Source organism: Streptacidiphilus sp. MAP12-33, assembly GCF_041261265.1.
Classification (GTDB): Bacteria; Actinomycetota; Actinomycetes; order Streptomycetales; family Streptomycetaceae; genus Streptacidiphilus.
The window spans coordinates 40,270-54,720 of record NZ_JBGCCA010000014.1 but is presented as its reverse complement, the minus strand read 5'-3'; the positions used below and the strand labels follow the sequence as shown (position 1 = coordinate 54,720).

The 14,451-nt window shown below is 70.3% G+C and carries 10 protein-coding genes and 1 pseudogene; 5 read left to right on the top strand and 6 right to left on the bottom strand.

Annotated elements, in window-relative coordinates; genetic code table 11:
- Positions 1 to 44 precede the first annotated feature (44 nt).
- On the bottom strand, positions 45 to 1,016 hold the full coding sequence (locus ABH931_RS15935; RefSeq protein ID WP_370113627.1) for a LuxR C-terminal-related transcriptional regulator: 972 nt from the start codon (positions 1,014 to 1,016) through the stop codon (positions 45 to 47).
- 368 nt (positions 1,017 to 1,384) lie between these two features.
- On the opposite strand from ABH931_RS15935, the gene ABH931_RS15930 reads away from it, so the two are divergent.
- From ABH931_RS15930 to ABH931_RS15910, 5 genes are all read left to right on the top strand, one after another.
- Positions 1,385 to 1,567: a hypothetical protein gene (locus ABH931_RS15930; protein ID WP_370113625.1), complete on the top strand. Its 183-nt coding sequence runs from the start codon at positions 1,385 to 1,387 to the stop codon at positions 1,565 to 1,567.
- Positions 1,568 to 1,574: 7 nt separating this feature from the next.
- On the top strand, positions 1,575 to 1,877 hold the full coding sequence (locus ABH931_RS15925; RefSeq protein WP_370113624.1) for a hypothetical protein: 303 nt from the start codon (positions 1,575 to 1,577) through the stop codon (positions 1,875 to 1,877).
- A gap of 296 nt (positions 1,878 to 2,173) precedes the next feature.
- Complete coding sequence (locus ABH931_RS15920) at positions 2,174 to 3,634, top strand: FG-GAP repeat domain-containing protein (RefSeq protein ID WP_370113622.1); 1,461 nt, start codon at positions 2,174 to 2,176, stop codon at positions 3,632 to 3,634.
- A 187-nt stretch (positions 3,635 to 3,821) separates the two neighbouring features.
- Positions 3,822 to 5,015 (top strand): acyltransferase family protein, encoded by a 1,194-nt coding sequence (locus ABH931_RS15915; RefSeq protein WP_370113620.1) that lies wholly within the window; start codon positions 3,822 to 3,824, stop codon positions 5,013 to 5,015.
- 103 nt (positions 5,016 to 5,118) lie between these two features.
- On the top strand, positions 5,119 to 5,751 hold the full coding sequence (locus tag ABH931_RS15910) for a DUF2461 domain-containing protein (protein WP_370113619.1): 633 nt from the start codon (positions 5,119 to 5,121) through the stop codon (positions 5,749 to 5,751).
- A 76-nt stretch (positions 5,752 to 5,827) separates the two neighbouring features.
- On the opposite strand, the gene serA is transcribed toward ABH931_RS15910, so the two are convergent.
- The 5 genes and pseudogenes from serA to ABH931_RS15885 form a co-directional block, all read right to left on the bottom strand.
- Positions 5,828 to 7,420 (bottom strand): phosphoglycerate dehydrogenase, encoded by a 1,593-nt coding sequence (gene serA, locus ABH931_RS15905; RefSeq protein ID WP_370113618.1) that lies wholly within the window; start codon positions 7,418 to 7,420, stop codon positions 5,828 to 5,830.
- A gap of 258 nt (positions 7,421 to 7,678) precedes the next feature.
- Positions 7,679 to 8,677 carry a ketol-acid reductoisomerase gene (gene ilvC / locus ABH931_RS15900; RefSeq protein WP_370113616.1) on the bottom strand — a complete coding sequence of 333 codons (999 nt, stop codon included), beginning with the start codon at positions 8,675 to 8,677 and terminating at the stop codon, positions 7,679 to 7,681.
- A 226-nt stretch (positions 8,678 to 8,903) separates the two neighbouring features.
- Positions 8,904 to 9,428 (bottom strand): acetolactate synthase small subunit, encoded by a 525-nt coding sequence (ilvN, locus tag ABH931_RS15895; protein WP_370113614.1) that lies wholly within the window; start codon positions 9,426 to 9,428, stop codon positions 8,904 to 8,906.
- 17 nt (positions 9,429 to 9,445) lie between these two features.
- Positions 9,446 to 11,290 (bottom strand): annotated as a pseudogene (locus ABH931_RS15890) (acetolactate synthase large subunit); the annotation flags it as partial.
- Positions 11,291 to 11,547: 257 nt separating this feature from the next.
- A complete protein-coding gene (locus tag ABH931_RS15885; protein WP_370113613.1) occupies positions 11,548 to 14,436 on the bottom strand; it encodes a putative bifunctional diguanylate cyclase/phosphodiesterase in 2,889 nt (962 codons plus the stop codon).
- Between the last annotated feature and the right edge of the window lie 15 nt (positions 14,437 to 14,451).

Here is a 14,451-nt window from a genome sequence, read left to right as displayed (position 1 = left end):
GATTTCCTACTATTCGAGATGACGCTTCACCCGATGGGCAGCGGTCACAACCAACCGCGCTGGGCAGCCTTGATGCCGGCCTCGAAGCGGCTGGTCGCGCCGAGGCGCTCCATGATGGAGGCCATCTGGCGGCGGACCGTGCGGTCGGTGACGCCGAGACGCTGGCCGGCCCCTTCGTCCGTGAGCCCGGAGCCGAGCAGGCGCAGCAGCTCTCGCTCGTGGCCGGTCAGGCCCGTCTCGGGGTCGTCGGGGCGGACGGCGCCGAGGGGCACCGCGGTGCTCCACGCCTGCTCGAAGAGTTCGAGCAGGGCGTGGACCAGACCGGGCTCGGTGACGTGGAGCGCGCCCTTGCGGGTGTCCGCCGGGTCGATGGGGACCAGGGCATGGGCGCGGTCGATGATGACGGTGCGCTGCGGGACGGCGGGTGCGGTGCGGACCTCGCCGCCGTGGGCCAGCAGGGTGTCGGCGAACGCCTCGATGTGGGCGTGGTGACGGGCGGCTTCCTGGAACAGGGAACGGATCGCGACGCCACGGGCCAGGGCGGCAAGGTCCTGGGCTCGCGCGGCGGCGACGTCCTCGGGGCGCAGGACTCCTGGCTGGACGCCGATGATCTCGGTGCTCGCCGCATGGACCAACTGCTCGATACGGCCCTGGATGGCGTCCATGCCCAGCAGGCGCTCGCCGTGCGCGGCACGCGTCTCGGCGCGGTCGGCGACCATCCGGGTCACCGCGGCACGCGACGCGGCGAGCCGCGCCTGACGGGCGGCGAGCTCCGCCTCCTGGCGGGCGGCCATCTCCGCCAGCCCGATCTCCGGCGCCACCGCGCGCATCTGCCCGGGATGCTCACTGGAGGCCCGGACCAGCATCAGCTGGGCGAGCTCGTCGAGGCAGTCGTGGACCTCTCCTGGGGTCAGTGCGCACGCCCCGGCGAGGCGGTCCACGTTGTGGCCCGGGTGGTCGAGCATGGCCTGGTACACGGACGCTGCGGCAGTACTCAGTCCTAGTGCTTCGAGCATGAGAACACGGCCATCCTGTTCGGCGCGTCCCCCCTGGCCGCGCGTCCGGCTCAGCATCGCAGCTCGTTCGTGAACATTTCAAGATCGTTGTGTGGCATTTGTGCAGGTTGGGGCGGTCAAGGGGGCTTCGTTGAGGTCGCGGCGCCGAGCAGTCCAGGCGCGGTGACATGACATGTACGTGACATCGATTCCTGATCAGGACAGGTCCGGTTCAGGGCACCGGGAACCCCTTCCATGGGCCGTGATCTGCGGCGAAGCTATTCATCGCCGGCAGGGAACACCCGGACGGCAACCGGACGAAGCGTCAACCGCGGGACGCCAGACCGGTTCAGGACACCAGTCGCTTCCACCCGAAAGGAACGATCACCATGATCCGCACCCGTTTCGCCCAGGCCGTCGCGGTCGCCTCCCTCGCCCTCGGCACCGTGCTCCTGCTCCCCTCCGCTGCCGTCGCCGCTCCCTCGAACGCGAACGCCGCCACCACCCAGGCCACGGCCGTCGCAGCCCCCGTGGCCCAGGCCGCCTCCCCGGACACCTCCGCGTGGGGCTGAGCCGACCGTGGAGATCGTCTACGCCAGCCTGGCCCGCCGCCTGGCGGCCGGCCTGCCCCCGCCGGGCGAGACCGCCGAGGTCCTCGACGCCCTGTGGGCTCACACCACCCCGGACGACGGCCTCGAACACGCCTCCTGCCGCCCCGAGTCCGACCGGGTGGACCTCCTTCTCTACCTGCTCACCCGATCCGACAGCGCAGCCGTGGCGCCGACCCCGATCCACCGGGCCGAGGCCCTGCTGAGCCGCAGCCACCGGGCGTCTCCCGTGCTGCGCGACCGCTACCTCCCGCCGCGGCTCACGGCCGTGTAGCCGGAGAACCGTACAGCCCAAAAGCCCGACCAGGCAGTCACCTCGCGTCCGACGACCGCTGTTCCTGCAGGACAGCCGTCCTTCCGGCTCACGCCCCACCGGGGAACCAGACGAGCCGCTGACCAGCCAACGCCTGGCACCGTCCGCTTCGCCCGCGCCCTCCCGTACGGCCACCCGGGCCGGCTGTTCCTGCAGGACAGCCGCCACCGACGACGCCTGACGAGGCCCAGGGCGCCTCCTTGAACACGCCGCACCCAAGGGTGCTCTCCCAGAGGGATCTGTCTGTCATGCCCACGATGAGCAAGCGTCTGAGGACGACCGTCGTCGCCACCACCGTCGCCGCCGCGGCGATCGCCGGCCTCACCGCCCTGCCCGCCAACGCCGCGGCTCCGAAGGCCCCGGTCGGCGTCCACCACACGGGACCGGCGAAGACCACGAAGCACCAGGGTGTCGCCTCCAAGCCCAACCCCATTACCAACGGCACCCCGGCGCAGATCGCCGCCGCCCTGGCGAAGGCCAAGGCGTTCAAGGCCGGGACCCACCACGGGCTGAGCCCCCGGGACTCCAACGCCGGCAACACCATCAGCCGCAGCGCGGTCCTGGCCCGCGCCGAAGCCTGGGTGGCCGCCGGAGTTCAGTACAGCGAGGACAACAAGACGCCCTACACCGATGCGTCGGGCACCTACCGTCGCGACTGCTCCGGCTTCATCTCCATGGCCTGGGACCTCCAGGACAGCGCCCCCAACTGGGGCGAGAACACCGCGACCCTGCCGAACTTCGCCACCGAGCTGTCCAGCCTGGACGACCTGCAGCCCGGCGACATGATCGACAACATCTCCACCCACGTCGTCCTGTTCAAGGGCTGGACCGACTCCTCCCACACCACCGCCGAGATCCTCGAAGAGCCCCACAGCGGCCTGACCGCCCGTGAGGACGACTCGTTCTACACCCGCAGCTACCTCACCGCCAACGGCTTCCTGCCCTACCGCTACAACAACATCGCCAACAACGTGACCCATGACGCGACGGGTGACGGCAAGTCCGACCTGATGATCTACGAGCCGGACGGCACCATCCAGATGGGCGTCGGCACCGGCGACGGCTTCACCAACTACCACGAGATCAGTGGCGGTTGGGGCGGGTTCGACGGTCGCCTGCACTTCGCGGACGTCACCGGCGACGGCAAGGCCGACCTCCTGATCTACGAGCCCGACGGCACCATCCAGATGGGCGTCGGCACCGGCAACGGGTTCACCAACTACCACCAGATCAGCTCCGGCTGGGGCGGCTACGACGGCCGCATCCAGTTCGCCGACATCAACGGCGACGGCAAGGCCGACATGCTGATCTTCCAGCCGGACGGCACCCTCACCGTCGGCATCAGCAACGGCAACGGCTTCACCAACTACCACGAGATCAGCAGCGGCTGGTCCACCTACTACCCCCGCATCCAGTTCGCCGACGTCACCGGCGACGGCAAGGCCGACATCCTCATCTACGAGCCCGACGGCACCATCCAGATGGGCGTCGGCACCGGCGACGGCTTCACCAACTACCACCAGATCAGCTCCGGCTGGGGCGGCTACGACGGCAAGATCAAGTTCGGCGACGTCACCGGCGACGGCAAGGCCGACATGGAGATCATCCAGCCCAACGGCGACATGACCCTCGGCGTCAGCAACGGCAACGGCTTCACCGACTACCACACGATCAGCGGCGGCTGGAGCACCTTCGCCGCCCGCCTCCAGCTCGCCTGACCACACCCTGGAACCGCCCTCGTGGCCCCCGGAGACGCGTCGTCCCCGGGGGCCACGAGCCGCAGCCGACCGCCGCCCCCGGCTGCCGCGCGCTCACGGAAAACTCACCGGATTCCAGCCCGCGCAAAGGGTTCCATTGCGGACACCACTCCGACACCGGATGGCCCGTTCGGGTTATCGTTCCCGGGTGCGCACCCAACAGTCCTCCTCTTTGCTCCACCGCGCCGAGGCGCCGCCGAACACCCGCTCCCGCCTGGACGCGCTGACGAGTCTGCGCTTCTTCGCCGCCTTCGCCGTGTTCGTGCACCATTTCAACGGCTTCGTCCCGCGCGGCGGCTTCGCGCGGGTGCCCTGGCTCTACCCCTGGTCGACGATCGGCGCGCACGGCGTCACCTTCTTCTTCGTCCTGTCCGGCTTCCTGCTCGCCTGGAGCTGGCGCCCCGGGACCCAGAGCCTGGGCGGCTACTACTGGCGTCGGGCCGGGCGCATCTGGCCGGCTCACCTGGTGGCCACCATCCCGGCGATGCTGATCTTCTACGCCTTCGCCTGGGGCCCGGACCACACCGACGTGCTCTCCACGCTCTCCTCGCTGTTCCTCGTGCAGACCTGGTTCCCCTCGGTGAACCCCAGCCTGCCGGGCAACCCGGTGACCTGGACGCTCAGCGTCGAGCTGCTCTTCTACCTGCTCTTCCCGTTCATCTACCGCGGCTTCGTCCGGCTGCGCACCCGGACGCTGATGCTGATCGCCGGCCTCGGCCTGGCGGCCATGTGGGCGCTGGACTTCTGGGCGCAGTACCACGTGAGTGCCAACACCGAGTCCTGGATCATGCGCAACCCGGTGGTGTACCTGCCGGAGTTCGCCCTCGGCATGGCCTTCGCCTTCGCCCTGCGTCGCGGTTGGCGGCTCCGGCTGAGCCCGTGGCCGGTCCTGCTCCTGCTCGTCGCGTACATTCCCGTGTACGCGACCCACGCGGTCGGCCCCTACGGCTGGTTCGGCATCCAGATCGAGGCCACCGTGCGCCAGACCGTCGCGGTCATCTCCGTGCTGCTCATCGTCGCCTTCGTCCAGCGGGAGCTGGACGGCCGGAAGAGCCTGCTGCACCGCCGCGGCCTGGTCCTCCTGGGCGCCTGGTCCTACTGCTTCTACCTGGTGCACCAGCAGGTCATCCAGGCCTGCTACGACCTGCACCTGAACCAGCCGGCCAGTGCCGCCAACGTGTGGATCCTGCTGGTGATGGCCGCCGTCGGCACCCTCGTCGCCTGGCTGCTCTACACCCTGGTCGAGGAGCCCGCCCGCAAGTGGTGGTCGGCCCACATGCCGAAGTCGCTGGAGGCGCCCCGCGCCCCGAGCCCGGCCGCGCCGGAACGCGTCAACGCGTAGCGTCGCAGAGAAGCCGTCGGCCCCGTCCCGGGATTCGTTTCCGGGGCGGGGCCGACGGCTTGTTCACTCCGCGAAGGCCGAGCACGGGGTCTAACCTCGGACTATGAGCTTCCAGGGTTGGCCGGCCGAGGCACTCGAGTTCTACGAGGGCCTCGAGGCGGAGAACAGCAAGGACTACTGGACCTCCCACAAGGACGTCTACGAGCGCTGCGTCCGTGAGCCGATGGCCGCGCTGCTGGAGGAGCTGGCGCCCGCGTACGGCGAGGCCAAGGTCTTCCGCCCCAACCGCGACATCCGGTTCTCGGCCGACAAGTCGCCGTACAAGACGCACATCGGCGCGGTCCTGGAGGGCGGCGGCTACGTCCAGCTCTCCGCGGACGGCCTGGGCGCGGGCAGCGGCTGCTACATGATGAACCCGGACCAACTCACCCGTTACCGCGAGGCGGTCGCCGAGGAGAAGCCGGGCAAGGCCCTGGAGTCGGTCATCGCGAAGCTCACCCGGGCCGACATCGAGATCATGGCCCACGGCCGGCTCAAGAGCGCCCCGCGCGGCTACCCCAAGGACCACCCGCGCATCGAACTGCTGCGCAACAAGAGCATGGCCGCCTGGCGCCAGTGGCCGGTCGAGCCCTGGCTCGGCACCGCCGAGGCCAAACAGCACGTGCTGGGCTTCCTGAAGGCGACCCGCCCGCTCAACGCCTGGCTCGCGGAACACGTGGGCGTCGCGGGCGACTGACCGGAACCGCCCCTCGCCACAGCGACGAACCCCGCCAGGACAGGGTCCTGGCGGGGTTTCGCCACAGCGGTGGGGCTCAGGCCGAGAGGTTGACCGAGCGCGCGAACTTCGCGCCGATCTCGGTGGTGATCTCGGTGAGCAGGTCCTGCGGGATCTCGCTGTCGACCGTCAGGGAGACGAGCGCGTCGCCGCCCTCCTCGTCGCGGGAGACCTGCATGCCGGCGATGTTGATGCCCGCGTCGCCGAGGAGGCGGCCGAGGGTGCCGACGACGCCCGGGCGGTCCTCGTAGCGGAAGAAGCCCATGTAGTCGGTGAGGGCGACGTCCACGTCGAAGTCGTTGACGCCGACGATCTTCTGCTGGCGCTTCGGGCCCGTCAGGGTGCCCGCCACCGAGATCTCGCGGCCGTCGGTCAGCGTGCCGCGGACGGTGATGACGTTGCGGTACTCCGGGCTCTCGCTCAGCGTCGACAGACGCACCTCGAGGCCGCGCTCCTGCGCGAACAGCGGGGCGTTGACGTAGGAGACCGTCTCGGCGACGACGTCCTCGAAGACACCCTTGAGGGCGGAGAGCTCCAGCACCTTCACGTCGTGCTGGGTGATCTCGCCGCGCACCTCGACGTCCAGGCGGACCGCGACCTCGCCCGCGAGCGCGGTGAAGATGCGGCCGAGCTTCTCGGCCAGCGGCAGGCCCGGACGGACGTCCTCGGCGATGACGCCGCCCTGGACGTTGACCGCGTCCGGCACGAGCTCACCGGCGAGCGCGAGGCGCACCGAGCGGGCGACGGCGATGCCGGCCTTCTCCTGGGCCTCGTCGGTGGAGGCACCGAGGTGCGGGGTGGCCACGACGTTGTCGAACCCGAAGAGCGGCGAGTCGGTGCAGGGCTCCTTGACGAAGACGTCCAGGCCCGCGCCGGCGACCCGGCCCTCCTTGAGGGCGGCGGCCAGCGCCTCCTCGTCGACGATGCCACCGCGGGCGGCGTTGACGATGCGGACGGTCGGCTTGACCCTGTGCAGCGCCTCGTCGCCGATCAGACCGATGGTCTCCGGGGTCTTCGGCAGGTGCACGGTGATGAAGTCGGCGACCTCGAGCAGCTCGTCCAGCGGCAGGAGCTTGACGCCCATCTGCGCGGCGCGGGCGGCCTGGATGTAGGGGTCGTAGGCGACGATCTTCATGCCGAAGGCCGACATGCGCTGCGCGACCAGCACGCCGATGCGGCCGAGGCCGACGACGCCGAGGGTCTTCTCGGCCAGCTCGACGCCGGTGTACTTGCTGCGCTTCCACTCGCCGTTCTTCAACGCGGCGTTGGCAGCCGGGATGTGACGGGCCGTCGACAGCAGCAGGCCGCAGGCGAGCTCGGCGGCGGTGACGATGTTGGACGTCGGCGCGTTGACGACCATGACGCCCGCCTTGGTGGCGGACGGGACGTCCACGTTGTCCAGGCCGACGCCGGCGCGGGCGACGACCTTGAGCTTCTTGGCGGCGGCGATCGCCTCCGCGTCCACCTTGGTGGCGGAGCGGATCAGGATCGCGTCGACATCCGCGATGGCGGGAAGGAGTTCGGCGCGGTTGGCACCGTCGCAGTGGCGGATCTCGAAGTCCGGCCCGAGCGCGTCGACGGTGGCAGGCGACAGCTCTTCAGCGATGAGAACTACAGGCTTGCTGCTCACGACAGTTTGTCCTTACTGTCCGGTTCTCCCCGAAGCCGTGCGTGTGAGGGTGGCACCCGCGTTGCTTGGACGGCATGGAGGGGACGATGGCATGCCGCGTTGGAGACGCACGACGCTGTGAGCCTGACGCGCAAATCGAGTCTATCGGCGGTGGCGCATCCGCCGAGTGCCCCAGCGGAAGAATCACCCGCCAGGGACGCTACGTTCCGTACAAAGCAGCGGGGGTGGTCAGGTGACCACCCCCGCTGACGAGGCGACTTACGCCTCCTCGTCGACCCAGCTCATCAGCTTGCGCAGCTTCTTGCCGGTGGTCTCCAGCAGGTGCTCGCTGTCGGCCTTCTTGTACTCGTTGTACTTCGGCAGACCGGCCTTGTACTCGGCGATCCAGGTGTTGGCGAAGGTGCCGTCCTGGATCTCGGCGAGGACCTTCTTCATCTCGACCTTGGTCTGGTCGGTGATGATGCGCGGGCCGGTGACGTAGTCGCCCCACTCGGCCGTCTCGGAGACGGACCAGCGCATCTTCTCCAGGCCGCCCTCGTACATGAGGTCGACGATGAGCTTCAGCTCGTGGAGGCACTCGAAGTAGGCGATCTCGGGCTGGTAGCCCGCCTCGACCAGGGTCTCGAAGCCGGCCTTGACCAGGGCGGAGGCGCCACCACAGAGGACGGCCTGCTCGCCGAAGAGGTCGGTCTCGGTCTCCTCGGTGAAGGTCGTCTTGATGACGCCGGCGCGGGTGCCGCCGATGCCCTTGGCGTAGGACAGCGCCAGCTCGAAGCCCTTGCCGGTGGCGTCCTGCTCGACGGCCACGATGCACGGAACGCCGCGGCCCTCCTCGTACTGACGGCGGACCAGGTGGCCCGGGCCCTTCGGGGCGACCATGCAGACGTCGACATCGGCCGGCGGCTGGATGAAGCCGAAGCGGATGTTGAGGCCGTGGCCGAAGAAGAGGGCGTCGCCGGCCTTGAGGTTCGGCTCCACGACCTCCTTGTACACGTCGGCCTGGATCGGGTCCGGCACCAGGATCATGATGACGTCGGCCTCGGCGGCTGCCTCGGCGGGGGTCACCACGCGCAGGCCCTGCTCCTCGGCCTTGGCACGGGACTTGGACTCCGGCAGCAGGCCGACGCGGACGTCGACACCGGAGTCGCGCAGGGAGAGCGCGTGCGCGTGGCCCTGGCTGCCGTAACCGAGGATGGCGACCTTGCGGCCCTGGATGATGGACAGATCGGCGTCGTCGTCGTAGAACAGCTCGGCCATCGCTGGCTTCTCCTTGCGGGATGGATTCCTTGGGGACACCGTACGCGCGATCTCATTTGCGAACGGTGGATGTCTCAAAACGTGAGACTAGCGTCTCACAGCTGGTTCGTCAGGGGCGCGGGGAACTGCGCGACAAGCCACCCACGCAGGTAGCAGGCCGAACGCGCAGGGCCATCCGCACGCCGGTGGTTGCTCGCGCAGTTCCTCGCGCCCCTAGGTAGTGCAGCTAGGCCGATCGCTCGACAGCGCGGAGCGAGCGGTCGGTAATGCTGCGGGCGCCGCGGCCGATGGCGACCATGCCGGACTGGACGAGCTCCTTGACCCCGTACGGCTCCAGCATCTTCAGCATGGCCTCCAGCTTGTCGCTGCTGCCCGTGGCCTCGATCGTCACCGCGTCCGGGGAGACGTCGACCGTCTTCGCGCGGAAGAGCTGGACGATCTCGGTGACCTGGCCGCGGGTCTCCGCGTCCGCTCGGACCTTGACGAGCATGAGCTCGCGGCGGACCGCGGCGGACGGGTCCAGCTCGACGATCTTTATCACGTTGATCAGCTTGTTCAGCTGCTTGGTGACCTGCTCCAGCGGGAGGTCCTCCACGTTGACGACGATCGTCATGCGGGAGATGTCCGGGTGCTCGGTCGGCCCGACGGCCAAGGAGTCGATATTGAAGCCGCGGCGCGAGAACAGGGCCGCGATCCGGGCCAGGACGCCCGGCTTGTTCTCGACCAGGACGGAGAGGGTGTGCTTGCTCATGACGGTGGTGAATCCCCTCAGTCGTTCTCGTCGCCGAAGTCCGGACGGACGTCGCGCGCGGCCAGGATCTCGTCGTTGCTGACGCCGGCGGGCACCATCGGCCAGACCATGGCGTCCTGGTGGACGATGAAGTCGATGACGACCGGCGCGTCGTTGAGCGACATCGCCTTCTCGATCACCGCGTCCAGGTCCTCGGGGCGCTCGCAGCGCAGCGCGTGGCAGCCCATGGCCTCGGACAGCTTCACGAAGTCCGGGATGCGGGTGCCGGCCGCCGGGCCCTTGCCGTCGTTCTCCGGTCCGTCGTGCAGCACGGTGTTGCTGTAGCGCTGGTTGTAGAAGAGCGTCTGCCACTGGCGGACCATGCCCAGCGAGCCGTTGTTGATGACCGCGACCTTGATCGGGATGTTGTTCAGCGCGCAGGTGACCAGCTCCTGGTTGGTCATCTGGAAGCAGCCGTCGCCGTCGATCGCCCAGACCTGGGTGTCGGGGCGGCCGGCCTTGGCGCCCATCGCGGCCGGGACCGCGTAGCCCATCGTGCCCGCGCCGCCGGAGTTCAGCCAGGTGGCGGGCTTGTCGAAGGTGATGAACTGGGAGGCCCACATCTGGTGCTGGCCCACGCCCGCGGCGTAGATCGCGTCGGGGCCGACCTTCTGGCCGATCCGCTCGATGACCTGCTGCGGGCTGAGCATGCCCTCGGGGGCCTCCTCGTAGCCCAGCGGGTAGGTCTTGCGCCAGGCGTTCAGCGACTCCCACCACGCGCCGTAGTCGAAGCGGCGCTCGCCCGCGGCCTGCGCGGCGGTCTGCTCCTGCTGGACCGCGACGATCAGGTCCGCGATGATCTCGCGCGCGTCGCCGACGATCGGGACGTCCGCGGTGCGGTTCTTGCCGATCTCGGCCGGGTCGATGTCCGCGTGGACGATCTTGGCCAGCGGGGCGAAGGTGTCCAGCTTGCCGGTGACCCGGTCGTCGAAGCGGGTGCCGAGCGCGAACAGCAGGTCGGCCTTCTGGAGCGCGGTGACGGCCGCGACCGAGCCGTGCATGCCGGGCATGCCCAGGTGCTGGTCGTGGCTGTCGGGGAAGGCGCCCAGCGCCATCAGGGTGGTGACCACCGGGGCGCCGGTCAGCTCAGCCAGGATGCGCAGCTCGGCCGTGGCGCCGGCCTTCAGCACGCCGCCGCCGACGTAGAGGACCGGGCGCTTGGACGCGGCCAGCATCTTCGCGGCCTCGCGGATCTGCTTGGCGTGCGGCTTGGTCACCGGGCGGTAGCCGGGCAGCTGGGGCTCGACCGGCCAGCGGAAGGTGGTACGCGCCTGCAGGGCGTCCTTGGCGATGTCGACCAGGACCGGACCCGGACGGCCGGTGGCCGCGATGTGGAACGCCTCGGCGATCACGCGCGGGATCTCGTCCGCGTCGGTGACCAGGAAGTTGTGCTTGGTGATGGGCATCGTGATGCCGCAGATGTCCGCCTCCTGGAAGGCGTCCGTGCCGATCGCCTTGGAGGAGACCTGGCCGGTGATCGCGACGATCGGCACCGAGTCCATGTAGGCGTCGGCGATCGGCGTCACCAGGTTGGTCGCGCCGGGACCGGAGGTCGCCATGCAGACGCCGACCTTGCCGGTCGCCTGTGCGTAGCCGGTCGCGGCGTGACCCGCGCCCTGCTCGTGACGGACCAGGATGTGGCGCACCTTGACGGAGTCCATCAGCGGGTCGTATGCCGGGAGGATCGCACCACCCGGGATACCGAAGACGGTGTCCGCGCCGACCGCCTCGAGGGAGCGGATGAGGGACTGGGCGCCGGTCATCGGTTCGGGGCCCGCGTGCTGCGGGGCGGGCGCTGCTGCCTGCTCGGTCATCTGCTGTTCCTTCTGGCTGCTCGGACTTCTCGGAGGGGATCTCTACGGCGGTTCGCGTTGCTCACGCTGCGCTGGCTGCCTCGCGGCAACAAAAAACCCCTCGTGCCCGTGCGGGCATGCGAGGGGTAGCGCGTCGGCCTGGTCAGCTCGGGAGGTCTCTCCCGGCTCAGCCGACGCGCCCGCCAAGTACGAGAATTCGGGTGCGCATGCTGACGACCATCCTCCGACGCCCCCACGGGTGTCAAGCTCACTCGAATCGTGTCTCATCATACGGAACCATCCTCGGACGTCCTGGTACTCACCAGGAGTTCCCGCAGTTCATCCTCCCCCATGGGGGGTGCGAAGTGCATTCCCTGGCCGCGTGAACAGCCGAGATCGCGCAGCACCCGGGCCTGCTCGGCGCTGTCCACGCCCTCGGCGACGGTCTCCAGGCCGAGCTCGCGGCCGATCCGCAGCACGGAGGAGGCGAGGGTGCGCAGGAACGCCGATTCGAGCAGCCCGTCGACCACGCCGCGCTCCAGCTTGAGTGCATCCACGGGCAGCCTGCGCAACTCGCTGAGCGGCGTCGCCCCGCCCCCGAGGCCGTCCAGGACCAGGCCGACACCGAGCAGCCGGAGCCGGGCCAGGCGCTGCACCAGTTCGTCGACGCCGTGGGCGCGCCCGTCGAGGGCGCCGGGAGCGCTCTCGCCGATCTCGACCACCAGCCGCTGCGCGGGCAGCGCGCAGCGGCGCAGAGCGCCGTCCACGGCCTCCACCAGCCCGGAGGCGGTCAGCACCCGCGGGGAGAGCCTGACCGTCACCGGGAGGGAGCCGCCGCGCTCGGCGGCCTGGGCGATGGCGTGCTCGACCATCCAGCGCGACAGCCGTACGGCCCGCTCCCCCGCGCCCGCCGCGTGCAGGAACTCCGCCGGGGTGAGCAGCAGCCCCTGTGCGGAGCGCCAGCGGGCCTGGGCCGCCAGACCGCTGACCGAGCCGGTGCGCAGGTCCACGACGGGCTGGTGCACGAGGGTGAACTCGCCCTCGCGCACCGCGACGCGCAGCCGCTGGTCGAGCTCGGTGCGGCGGCGCAGCTCGGTGCGCAGCTCGGGCGAGTACTCGTGGACGCGGTCCTTGCCGCGTTTCTTGGCCTGGTACATGGCCAGGTCCGCGCTGCGCAGCAGGTCGGCCGCGCCCTCGGGGTCCCCGCCGGGCTCGGCGAAGGCGATGCCGATGCTGGCGGCGACGGCGTGGTCCTCCCCGGCCAGCACGTAGGGCGCGGACACGGCGGCACGCAGCCGCTCGGCGATGCCGAAGGCCCGCTCCCGGTCGACGCCGCCGACGAGCAGCACGGCGAACTCGTCGCCGCCGAGGCGGGCGACCAGGTCGCCCTCGCGCACCGACTCGCGCAGCCGCTGCGCGGCGAGCACCAGCAGTTCGTCGCCGACCTGGTGGCCGGCGGTGTCGTTGACGGCCTTGAAGCCGTCGAGGTCCACGAAGAGCACCGCGACGTCCGGGCGCTTCTCGGGGCGGGAGGTGAGCACCTCGCGGCTGCGCTTGAGGAAGAAGGCCCGGTTGGGCAGGCCGGTCAGCGCGTCGTGGAAGGCGTTGTGCTCCAGCTGCGCCTGCAGGCGCACGCGCTCGGAGACGTCCCGGCAGTTGAAGATCAGCCCGTCCCGGTAGCGGTTGACGGTGGACTCCACGTCCAGCCACTCCCCCGCGCCGGAGCGGACCCGGCACTCGATCCTGGCGGTCGGCTCGGCGTGGGCCTTGGCGAGGTAGCGCTGCACCTCCCACAGCACATGGCCGAGGTCGTCGGGGTGGACCATCTCCGGCAGCCGGGTGCCGACCAGCTCCTCGGCGGGGCGGCCGTAGACGCCGGCGGCGGCCGGGCTGACGTAGCGCAGCACCCCGTCCGGGTCGGCAATCATGATGACGTCGCTGGACCCCTGCACCAGTGAGCGGAAGTGCCGCTCCTGGTGGCTGAGCCGCTGTGCGAGCGCCAGGTTGTCCAGCAGCATCACGCCCTGACGCAGGATCAGCGCGATGACCACGGTGCAGCTGACGATGAGGACGAAGCGGTCCAGGTGGTGCTGTCCGAGGGCGTTGTAGAGCAGCCCCACGGTGCACACGCCGGTGGCGGCGTACGGCGTCAGCGCGCTGAAGGTGGACGCCACGCGGGGCCGCCGCACGGACTCGCGGGTGTGCGCGCGACCACCGCCCGACCAGGGGGCCCAGGCCAGCAGCATGGAACCGCAGAACCAGCCCGCGTCCAGGAGTTGGCCGGAGTGGTAGGCGTCCTTGAAGGACTGGGTGGTGAAGACGGCGTCGCAGAAGACCGTCAGGGCCAGACCCACTATGGCCGTGTGCGCGGCCGCCCGGTTGCCGTCCTGGCCGCGGAAGCGCAGCCCGAGGACCATGCTGATCAGCAGGATGTCCAGCAGCGGGTAGGCCAGCCCGACGGCGAGGCGCAGCGGGCTGTGCTGGTCGCCGGCGGCAGTCCTGGCCAGCGCCAGGGACCAGCTGAGCGTCAGCAGCGAACCGGCGATCAGCCAGCCGTCGAGCGCGAGGCAGAGCCAGCCGGCGGCGTTGCGGGGCCGGTTGGAGAGGGTGAGCAGCCCGAGGATGGCCGGCGGGGCGAAGAAGAGGAAGACGAAGTCGGCGACCGACGGCGAGGGCAGGGACTGCCCGAGCACACACTCGTACCAACCCCAGATGCCGTTGCCGAGCGCCACCATGAGGGAGCTGAGCCCGAAGCAGAGCCAGGCGCCGCGGTGCCGCCCGCCGGAGACCAGGCCGTAGCCGAAGCACGAGCAGGAGGCCGTCAGCGCGGCCCCCGCGAGGCCGAAGTCGCCCATGAAGTCGGCCAGGCCCTGGGATCCCCAGCCGTAGGCGGCGCCCGCGAGGTAGAGCAGGCAGATCAGCATCACCAGTATCCGCGGCAGCCGGGCGGCGGCCTGGGAGAGCCGCAGCGGCAGGTGCGGGTGCGGGCCGGCGTCCGGCCCCGCCCCGGCGTCCTCGTCGGGGTGAGCGAGCTCGGGCCCACCTCCCTCGCCGTAGCCGAAGGGGGACGCGGCGGACCGGTAGTGCTCCTCGGCCGCCCAGGACTGGCCCGGCAGCAGTCCGGCGGTGGCCGGCTCGGTGGTGCTCAGCTCCGTCATCAGGTCAGTGCTCAGCATGGGCAATCCCCCTCC

Coding starts and splice junctions, on each gene's coding strand:
- ABH931_RS15935 (WP_370113627.1), bottom strand. CDS start 1,016: ATGCTCGAAGCACTAGGACTGAGTACTGCCGCAGCGTCCGTGTACCAG.
- ilvN (WP_370113614.1), bottom strand. CDS start 9,428: ATGAGCAAGCACACCCTCTCCGTCCTGGTCGAGAACAAGCCGGGCGTC.
- ABH931_RS15920 (WP_370113622.1), top strand. CDS start 2,174: ATGAGCAAGCGTCTGAGGACGACCGTCGTCGCCACCACCGTCGCCGCC.
- ABH931_RS15910 (WP_370113619.1), top strand. CDS start 5,119: ATGAGCTTCCAGGGTTGGCCGGCCGAGGCACTCGAGTTCTACGAGGGC.
- ilvC (WP_370113616.1), bottom strand. CDS start 8,677: ATGGCCGAGCTGTTCTACGACGACGACGCCGATCTGTCCATCATCCAG.
- ABH931_RS15930 (WP_370113625.1), top strand. CDS start 1,385: ATGATCCGCACCCGTTTCGCCCAGGCCGTCGCGGTCGCCTCCCTCGCC.
- ABH931_RS15885 (WP_370113613.1), bottom strand. CDS start 14,436: ATGCTGAGCACTGACCTGATGACGGAGCTGAGCACCACCGAGCCGGCC.